This is a genomic window from Hymenobacter psychrotolerans DSM 18569 (assembly GCF_900142395.1).
In the GTDB taxonomy this organism is placed as follows: domain Bacteria; phylum Bacteroidota; class Bacteroidia; order Cytophagales; family Hymenobacteraceae; genus Hymenobacter; species Hymenobacter psychrotolerans.
In genome coordinates this window covers 1-5,555 of record NZ_FRAS01000054.1, presented here as the reverse complement: position 1 = coordinate 5,555, position 5,555 = coordinate 1, and the positions used below count along the sequence as shown (strand labels likewise).

3 protein-coding genes and 1 rRNA gene are annotated in these 5,555 nt (G+C 60.0%); all 4 read right to left on the bottom strand.

Features of this window, described 5'->3' with window-relative positions; translation table 11 throughout:
* Positions 1-427 (bottom strand): 16S ribosomal RNA (locus BUE15_RS21090); the annotation flags it as partial.
* Between the two features lie 773 nt (positions 428-1,200).
* Positions 1,201-2,382: a serine hydrolase gene (locus BUE15_RS21085; protein ID WP_170865337.1), complete on the bottom strand. Its 1,182-nt coding sequence runs from the start codon at positions 2,380-2,382 to the stop codon at positions 1,201-1,203.
* 281 nt (positions 2,383-2,663) lie between these two features.
* Positions 2,664-3,872 (bottom strand): hypothetical protein, encoded by a 1,209-nt coding sequence (locus BUE15_RS21080; RefSeq protein ID WP_073289228.1) that lies wholly within the window; start codon positions 3,870-3,872, stop codon positions 2,664-2,666.
* 147 nt (positions 3,873-4,019) lie between these two features.
* Positions 4,020-5,555 (bottom strand): T9SS type A sorting domain-containing protein (locus BUE15_RS21075; protein WP_139252485.1); only part of this gene is annotated, 1,536 nt, incomplete at its 5' end.

Genomic DNA, 5,555 nt, shown 5'->3' with positions numbered 1-5,555 from the left:
AGCCGTTTACAACCCAGAAGGCCTTCATCCGGCACGCGGCATGGCTGGGTCAGGCTCTCGCCCATTGCCCAATATTCCCTACTGCTGCCTCCCGTAGGAGTCTGGCCCGTATCTCAGTGCCAGTGTGGGGGATCACCCTCTCAGGTCCCCTAAGCATCGTCGCCTTGGTGGGCCGTTACCCCGCCAACTAGCTAATGCTACGCAACCCCATCCTTGACCAATAAATCTTTACTCATTGTGTGATGCCACACTGTGAGGTTATGCGGTATTAATCCGCCTTTCGGCGGGCTATCCCCCAGTCAAGGGCAGGTTGGTTACGCGTTACGCACCCGTGCGCCACTAGCGGTATTGCTACCGCCCGTTCGACTTGCATGTATTAGGCCTGCCGCTAGCGTTCATCCTGAGCCAGGATCAAACTCTCCATTGTATAAAAATCCTAATCCGTGGCGAACCACAGACGATGTCGAGTGCTGATCCGACTCGTGTTTACGAGCTGTTCAATTCCTTTTGTTCTACGCGTGGTCTTCAGCAGCTTCCCTTCCGAAGAAGTGAGCTACCAAAGCCCTTTCATTTGTCTTTCCATCCATTCAAAGAACGTGCGTCGCTTCTCGTGTGAAGCAACGTAGTGACTCATCTGCTGAGTCCGGGTCCCGGCTTCCGATCGAAGCGGGCTGCAAAGGTACACAACCTTTTTAAAACCGCAAGAAAAAGGTTGTTTCTTTTTCCTGCCTGCCCGGCCGTTTCTCGTTCGAAGCGCGGCGGGCTGCAAAGGTAGCACCCTTTTCTTACTTTCCAACTCTGAGCCGAAAAACGTTTTAGTGCTTTTCGTAGAATCGGGGCCTGGCTTCCGGTTGAAGCGGGCTGCAAAGGTAACACCTCGTTTCCTTCGCCTGCAAGTAACCAGGCAAACTTTTTTTCGAAGCAGGTTCCGTTTCCGGTCGAAGCGGGCTGCAAAGGTAAGTAGACTTTTCTACGTTTGCTACCCGACTCCTAAACTTTCTTTTCCGGGCCTGTTCGGCCGTGGCCCCCTCCGCGTTTCGGATTGGGAGTGCAAAAGTAGTCGGTCGTTTGTTCCGGTGCAAGCCCCGGGGCCAACTTTTTTTATCGGCCGGCGCGTAGGGCGTGGCCGTGGCAGCGAACCGGGCACTGGCAGACAACCACTTAGCCCCTGCCCTTAGTTCACTTCTCGATCAAAAAAAGTTATCGAACCAGCTCTGGATCGAATAGACTGCTTAAATCAGGAGAATACTGCTTGGAACGGGTGGTTTCGTACTGGTGTATGGTTTGCCCCAACCGCTTTAGGAAAGGAAGACCAACACTCGTGTACTCATAAGCGCCATCATTGATGATACCGTCTTCGTTGACATAGAGGACAGCACTGAGCAGGAACTCTACCTTTTGGGCTGAGTCGGCGAAGTACGCTACGTCGGCAAGGTAGCCGTGCGACATGCCTACTACATTATATATATATAGCGAAGGCTCAGCGGGCGTCCGCGCGTCGCGGCCATAATAGAGGTACTTCTTGTAGGAGTCGAAATAGGCTGGCGCGGTGTAGGGCCGATAGGCGGAACTGTGCGGGGCGTGGTGCAGGTAATAGCGGAGGAAGGCGTAGTCATCCGGAGTCAACTGGAGCGTTGGGCCATCAGGGAAAGCTGATTCCGGGAAGATGATGTTTTTGAGGAGGTCGTGGACGTGCTGCAGGGGCAGATAATTCGCGGTAGTGAATTCGTAGGGCTGGCGCACAATACGCCCACCGGCCTGGTAAGCCTGCCCTTTGAATACGCGGCCCAGCGGGTAGCTGAAAGCTGCGGCGTTGAAGGCAGCGGGTTGCTGGTGGATAAGCTGCTTACTGGGGCTATAGAAGTTGATGGGGTTGGTATGCCGGTTAGCAAGGGTGTCGCAGGGGGCAAAGCGGCGCACAATGCGTGCATCTGAATAGCCAAGCTGCGCGAGTCGCTCGTTGAGGGGGCGCTGGCCGAGAAACTCGTACAGCCGATTGTAGGCATTGTTGTCGCTGACCAGCAGCATCCGCTTTATATAGTTGCCAACCGTGTTTACCCGGTCAGAGTCGGCGGCGGGGTTGTAGGGCGCCGCCGTCTGGCAACGGAAAGCCGTGCGGGTTTCCATAGGGCTGCGGCGGTTGAGGCCGGGCTTCTGCAGCAGATTCAGCTTTTCGAGGGCTAGCACGGCAGTAGGCAGCTTCACGAGGCTGGCCGGATTGAAATACTGCCGCGCATCGAGACGGAAACTGTGCTGAACGAAATGCGGCTGGTTTTGCGCGTCGCGGTTGATTTGCGTGTAGATGATTTGCAACTCGTACTTGCCGGCGCGGGCAGCAATGGGAGCCAGCCGGCTGTCGGAGCGGAGCAGACTATCGAGCAAGGGACTATCCGGACGGCTTGGGGCTGCGCCGGGCAACGCTGCCGGAACCTGACAGGCAACTGCCGACAGCCACAAAAAGCTCAGTAGTATGGCACCAGCCGCTAGCAGAAGTGGAGAATACCGCATAGAAATGCAGGATAAGGAGTTCTGGTGTGGGATACCTGACAGTACGGATAATAGAAGAACCCGTAATACCAAAGCCACAACCGGGGGCTGTGGCTTTGGTGTGGATGCCGCCTACCTATTATATATAGAGTAGCAGCACATATTATGGTACGGGCTTAAAGAGCCTGCTGCCGACGGGCGAGAAGCAGGTTGGAATCGTTCTGGCGCCAGTTGTAGCCGGTGCCGAAGGGCAGCGGGCGTGGCCGGTTGCTGGTATCGGCGTAGGCCTGGGTTAGTTCGGGCTGGTAGTGCTTGGCGAACAGGTTGATGGGGCGCTTGTAGGTGCCGTAGTAGGTCAGGTTCCAGTCGGCGGGGCGGAAATACTTCATGGCAATGCCCGAGTCGTCCTGCAGAATGTAGTTGCTATGCGCCAGAATAAGGTTGCGCACTTTGCTAAAGTAGGGCTTATGCATCAGATACGTGGCCGACTTGACATAGGTAGTCAGCGGCCCCAGGGTTTTGGCGTACTGTACAACGGCATCCTTGGTGGCCCCCATCTTCCAGTCACTGATATCGGCCGAGAAATAATACACTGTCTGCTCCTCCCCTGCCTGATTGAGCATGCGCATCTCGACGCCCGGAATGGTTTTGGGACCGGGTTTCTGCACAACGGTACTGTCGGCATCCGTCAGCTGGCCTTCGGTGTTGAGCTGCACATACCGGATATCCTGGATCTGATGGTTGGTGCGGGCCGCGAAAAGCATCATCAGTGGCAAAGCACCGTCCAGCTCCACCGACTTCAGGTCCACGGCCATGTCGTTGGTGCGGAAGAAACTGAAATTAAGCACTGACCACAGTGAGGCCTTCACGGCCGGATAGAGCTTGGCATTTGCGAGCGTACTGCGGCGCGGCACCGATCCCACCGGCTCCAGGCCCAGCAGCACAAATTTCTTGCTGGTAGGAAACATGGTCACGACATTCAGCAGATCGGGGCCGCTGAAGGGGTAGAAGATGGTGGGGCTGGCGGCGCGCACAGAATCCAGCTCGGCGGCGGCCCACTTCTCTATCTTGTCGGTGCGGGTGGCGTGGTAGTTTGCCCAGCTTTTATCGGCATCAGCGGCAAACGCCTGCCAGGCAGGCAGCGCAGCCAGCGGCTGCAGCGGACTACGCCGGCTCACGGGCTGGCCGCCCAGGAAAGCAGCTACATCGTGGCTGTAGGCGGCATCAGGCCGGGCCGGCGCGGCGGGTGCACTGCTGGCCGTATCGGGCTGAGCGGCGGCTGCGGGTGGGGTTGGCTGCTCGGCCTGGGGTTTCTTTTGCTCGGAGCAGGCGGCCATGGCCAGCAATGCAGCGGGCAGAACCAGCCGACGGAAGGAGAATTGCATAGAAAAGAAGGCTGTAGGTAGCGTAACAGGCCACAATATTAGCAGTCTGCTACTCAATCACGCCTATTGGCGTAAGTGCCGCCATGCCAGCCGCCAGAAAAAAGCCGGACTATCCCTCCCCCTTCCAGCCAGTTGCCTGCCCTACTACTAGTTGAGTACCACTTTGCGCAGGACGACACCAGAGCCCAGCTGCAGACGCAAGGTGTAAAGCCCTTTGGCCAGATGCGCTACGCGGAGCAGCTGCGTGGACTGCCCGGCGCGTACCATTACCGGCTCGGTGAGTACTGCCCGGCCCAAAGCATTCAGCAGGAGCACCTCCCCGGTAGCACTGCTGCCCGTGCCGCGAATGGCCAGCGTGAGTGTCCCGGTAGAGCTAGGATTGGGATACACACTGACTTCACCAGCCGGCAGCGCGGTTTTGCTGGCCAAAACACCAGTACCGGCCTGAATAGTGAACGGCCCCTGCGGATCGTTGGAGCCGAAACCGGATACCGCAACGAAATAGCGCGTGCCAGCCGACAAGCTATTTACGATTACCGCCCCAGCGGGCGTGTTGGCGGCTGGGGCGCCCTGGCAGGCCAGCTGCGTGAACGGACCAGTACAGTCAGGAGCTGAGAATACGCGTACCTGCCCCGCCGGATTGCCGGTTACCACAATGCTGACCGGCGTCGCAGGCCCGGCTGGGGGCGTAAACTCAAACCATACGTCTCTGGGAGCCGACGCCAGCACGCAGCCTACTGCGCTATAGCCGTTGGGTAGCGTGAAGGTGGCCCCTAGGGTGGTGCTGGCCACTGGCGTGCCGTAGGCTCCACCACCGATAGAGAGAGAAGTAGCATTGCAGGGCTCGTCGTTGAGGGTGGGCGGCAGCAGGGTCGTGAAGCCGGCCGTCACCGGCACCGAGCTCTGCCCCGGCCCGCAGCTGCTCACCACGCTCACCGTGTACGCCGTCAGCCCCTGCAGCCCCACCAGATTCACCGGCGAGCCCGGCGCCGTCACGCTCACGGCCGGCCCCCCGCCCCCCGTGGGCGTGGCCACCACCGTGTAGCTGCTTACCCCAGCCAGGGGCGTGAACGTCACGCTCGCACTCGTGCCCGTCACGCTGCCCACGGCCAGGTTGCTCACCCGCCCGCAGGCGGCAATCGTCACGTTGTCGAGCCCGATGTCGGTGGAGCCATAGTCAGCCCGCGCCCGGAACCGAATCACGGTCGTGGCCGAGCTGCTGCTCAACGCCAGCGTCTTGCTCTGCCAGCTGGCAGCCTGGCCCGAGCGCAGCAGCTGCGGGCCGAAGCTGAGCCCGCCGTCGGTGGAGATCTGCACGCTCAGCGAGTCCGTGCCGCTGGTGTTGATGTAGTCGAAGCTCAGCTCCCGGCTGCCCGCCCCGCTCAGGTCCACGTACAGGTCGAGCGTGCCCAGCAGCCCGGCCGAGGAGTAGCCGCTGTGGAAGCGCGCCGAGCGGCTGCTGCCCTGCGCCCCGGTGGGCGTGTAGCCGTAGCTGGTGGCCGACGTCCAGTTGGCGGCCGCCCCGTCGTCGTCGCGCCGCCAGGAGTTGTTGCCCGTCTGCGGCGAGGTGCGCCAGGCGTTGCCCGGCACCTCGCGCGTGGCGCAGCGGCTGAGCCAGCTGTTCTCGAACGTCTCGCTCAGCGGAACCGGCGCGTACACCGGCACCACACAGTCCGTCCGGAA